Consider the following 3,263-nt stretch of genomic DNA (forward strand, 5'->3'; position numbering starts at 1 on the left):
TCGCGGCGTTCGCGGCGCTGACGCTCGAGTTCGCGCCGCACCGCGCCGGACACGGGACCGACCACTGAGAAGGACCCCAGCGTGCGCGGCAGCCGGTCCCGGCATTCTTGATCGGCGGTCTGCGTGCTCATCGACTTTTCCGTCGTCATCTCAGCCGCCTCATTCGATCCGACGGGAACCGCCACAACACGACCCGACCCGCGGCGAGCGAGACCGGTCTGTTTCATCGGTCGCTACACGGGTACCCAATGTCGGCGATGCTTCGGCCCCTAAACACTCCGGCGATTGAATTGGTGCCCGGCAACAACTCGGTCCGGAGGGGGACGATCGTGAGGTGAGTTGTGCCGCTGGCTAGGTCCTCGTAACCGGCCGGGCAACGTCGCCCCTGGCGCCGCGACAATGCTCAGGCTTCGATTTGGCCCGCGATTCGGTGCTCCAGCTGCGCACGGGCGGACGACGGGAGCACAATCAGCCCGTCGAGTTCCTTGCGGGCCTTCAGATATGCATTCTGCCGCTCCTGTGCAGTGGCAGCGTCGTCGAGGGCCAGTCGCAGCAACCGCTGTGCGCGCACCAGTCGCTCTTGTTCCTCAGGGGTGAAGTTGCCACGGCGGCGTCGTTTCGCCTCCGCCTCGGCAACGTCGAACGTGATCGTATAGGTGTGCACTGCTTCTCGGTACTCGCTCAGCGCGGGCTGGTCACCCACCATCGATTCGGGATCCGTCGGCCGCAGCAGGTCCGCGCGATGCCGGGCCTTGTGAAAGTCCACCGTCAACGGTTCGCGCATATCGGTCATCATGGGAAAGTCGAGCAGCGTGACCAGGTCCATCTCGTAGCCGAACCATCGCGCATCCGTTTGTTCGTGCTCGCCGATGGCCTTGGCGATCTCACGTCGTTGCGTCTGCGCGTCGACGTGGCCCTGCGCCTTGGCTTGCGCCACCGAATTTTCGTCTGCTGCTTGAGCCGGTAGCGTTCTTCCCGCCGATCGATGCGCCGCTGGTTGGCCGCGAGCGCACGCCTCCACGCGCCACCGATGCTGCCGCCGAAGACGAAGATCAGCCACCAGTAGTGCCCGAACATTTGCAGGACCTGATCCACACCGCCATGATGCCACCGGGTCAGCGAGGCCGTAGGTGCTCGCGAGGAAGGCGCGTGCCGCCGGCCGGACCTGCCCGTCGGCGCTCCACGCCGGCCCGTTCGGCGACCCGATCAGCCAGGTCGAGAAGTCGACGAGTGACCACGTTCGGTGCAGGTTCTCGACGCCCGGCACCGTGGCAGGTTGGTAGGCCGCCCGGTCGGGTCCCGGTGGACTGTGGCGGCTGAAGGCCTGAAACCGGCCCCTGCCAGGGTGAATGGCGTGAGGCCGTTACCGCCCGGCAACGCCGGCCGACCGCATGTGCACGGTCGGTACTGGAGGCTCCTGGTGTTCGGGCATCGTGCTCGGAGCACGAGCGAGACACCGGATGCGGACTGCTGCAACCGCGACGACGGGTGATCCGGCGGGGGTCGCCCCTCGGCCGCAGCCCCGGCCCGGCGCTCTTCTACGGGACTCGGGGCCCGCGGTACGACGCCCACCCCGGGAGTGCTCGAGTGCGCGACACGCCGGACGGGCGTCGCCCCGGCATCGGGGCTCCCGAGTCCTACCCTTGCGGAGATCTGCAGGTAGTCGCGAGAGAGAAGAGCACCACCATGGCGTTGCCCACATTGACCCCGGAGCAGCGTGCTGCCGCGTTGGAGAAGGCCGCCGCCGCCCGCCACGCCCGCTCAGAGTTGCGTGCGAGCCTGAAGTCCGGGGAGCTCACCTTCGCGGACCTGCTCGCCAGGGCCGACGAGGACCCGGTGGTGGGGAAGACGAAGGTTCTCTATGTCCTCGAGTCGTTGGCGGGGGTCGGCAAGATCAAGGCCGGGGAGATCGCGGGGGAGGTCGGTATTCCGCTGACCCGGCGGCTGGCGGGGTTGGGGGCGCGGCAGCGTGAGGAGTTGCTCTCCCGCCTGGCCTGATCGGTCTGCACGGGTCAGGAAGACGCAGGTCGCACAGACGGAGCACGCCTGCAGCGAAAGACCCGGGGGGGGTGCGTTTTTCCGCTGCCGACAGCCCCGATGCGTGGCGGCTCGCGCGACCACGGTCGTCGACCACAACCGTCACGCCGGCGATGCACGGGCCGGCACTTCGTGGACCGGCCCGCGGATCACGATCTGGCCGATCGTCTCGTGGAAGGCGTCGGTGTCGGGTGCGGGGCGCGCCCTGCGGCTGTCAGGCATGAGCCCTGGCCGACCGCACAGAAGAGCGCGACCAACGCTTCCCTCATGTACCGCGTGCGAACGGTTGAACTCACTTCCGGTTCGACCCGTTGATGTGTCGAACACTCGTCCCGAGAGCCGTTGTCGGATAACCCTTCTGCGGGCGTTGTCGACGGATGTTCACGGGGTGGCCGGGAGCGGCGTCGGGTGTGTTTGCCATCCGGCGTTGGTGAGCGATCGCCGGACGGGAATGGGGGCAGGGCGTCGTCGGTAACGGTGACGGGGTCTGCGGTGAGGATGGGGCCGTCTCCGCAGACGGTGCAGGCGATGTGGACGGCCGGACTTTTGGGTTGGCAGCTGCGGCAGTGGCGTCGGGCGACGATGTCGCCGGGGGCGTGGGGGTCGCGTGCAGCCAGGTCATGGCCAGGTCGGCTCGTTGCTGGGCGGCTTCGGCTCGGATTGTGGGCTCGTGCCCACAGCTGGGGCAGGCGCGGCGTCGTTGGGCAGGTGCCCGAGAGGGTGGTGCGGCGCACGCCGACGAGTCCGGCAATCTGGGCGACGGTGTGTTCGCCGGCGTCATGGAGGCGTTGGGCGTGCTGGACCTGCTCGGGGGTGAGTTTCGGGGGGTCGGCCGCCTTTGCGGCAGCGGGCGACGGCCAGCCCTTCGCGGATGTTGGCCACGACCAGCTCGCGTTGGAGTTCGGCGAGCACCGAGAGCTTCCCGAACATGGCGCGGCCCTCGGCGGCGGCGGAGTCGATGCCCTGCTCGATCCGCAGGGGCGCTGACAAATGCCGCCGGCAAGGCTCTGCCGGTCCCACTGCCGCAGCGAGGGGGTGCCCGTATTGGCGGCTCGACACCCGAATTCGCTACGGCTAGCCTTACCTAAAAGATCTGTCTTGGTGGGGCAGCGTCAACCGACCGAAGGTAGACCAGATGAGTCCAACCAGCATCGCAATGCTCGGCGCCGTCGCCGGATTCACCATCTTCCTCGGCCTACCCATCGGACGGCTCAAGACACCCACGC

At 68.1% G+C, this 3,263-nt stretch carries 2 protein-coding genes and 1 pseudogene; 1 reads left to right on the forward strand and 2 read right to left on the reverse strand.

All coding sequences use genetic code 11. The features are described from left to right. Positions 1 to 403: 403 nt before the first annotated feature. Positions 404 to 1,077 (reverse strand): annotated as a pseudogene (locus ABD951_RS14540) (hypothetical protein). Positions 1,078 to 1,686: 609 nt separating this feature from the next. Between ABD951_RS14540 and mihF the strand changes: the two are divergent. Then, positions 1,687 to 1,998, forward strand: a complete 312-nt coding sequence (gene mihF / locus ABD951_RS14545) for an integration host factor, actinobacterial type (protein ID WP_345345985.1) — start codon at positions 1,687 to 1,689, stop codon at positions 1,996 to 1,998. An 816-nt stretch (positions 1,999 to 2,814) separates the two neighbouring features. Here mihF and ABD951_RS14550 read toward each other — a convergent pair. Continuing rightward, complete coding sequence (locus ABD951_RS14550; RefSeq protein ID WP_345345987.1) at positions 2,815 to 2,967, reverse strand: recombinase family protein; 153 nt, start codon at positions 2,965 to 2,967, stop codon at positions 2,815 to 2,817. Between the last annotated feature and the right edge of the window lie 296 nt (positions 2,968 to 3,263).

It is taken from the genome of Rhodococcus olei, from assembly GCF_039540555.1.
In the GTDB taxonomy this organism is placed as follows: Bacteria; Actinomycetota; Actinomycetes; order Mycobacteriales; family Mycobacteriaceae; genus Rhodococcus_G; species Rhodococcus_G olei.

Bases quoted from the DNA above. Each gene is read 5' to 3' on its own strand.
- mihF (WP_345345985.1), top strand. From the start codon at position 1,687: ATGGCGTTGCCCACATTGACCCCGGAGCAGCGTGCTGCCGCGTTGGAG.
- ABD951_RS14550 (WP_345345987.1), bottom strand. From the start codon at position 2,967: ATGTTCGGGAAGCTCTCGGTGCTCGCCGAACTCCAACGCGAGCTGGTC.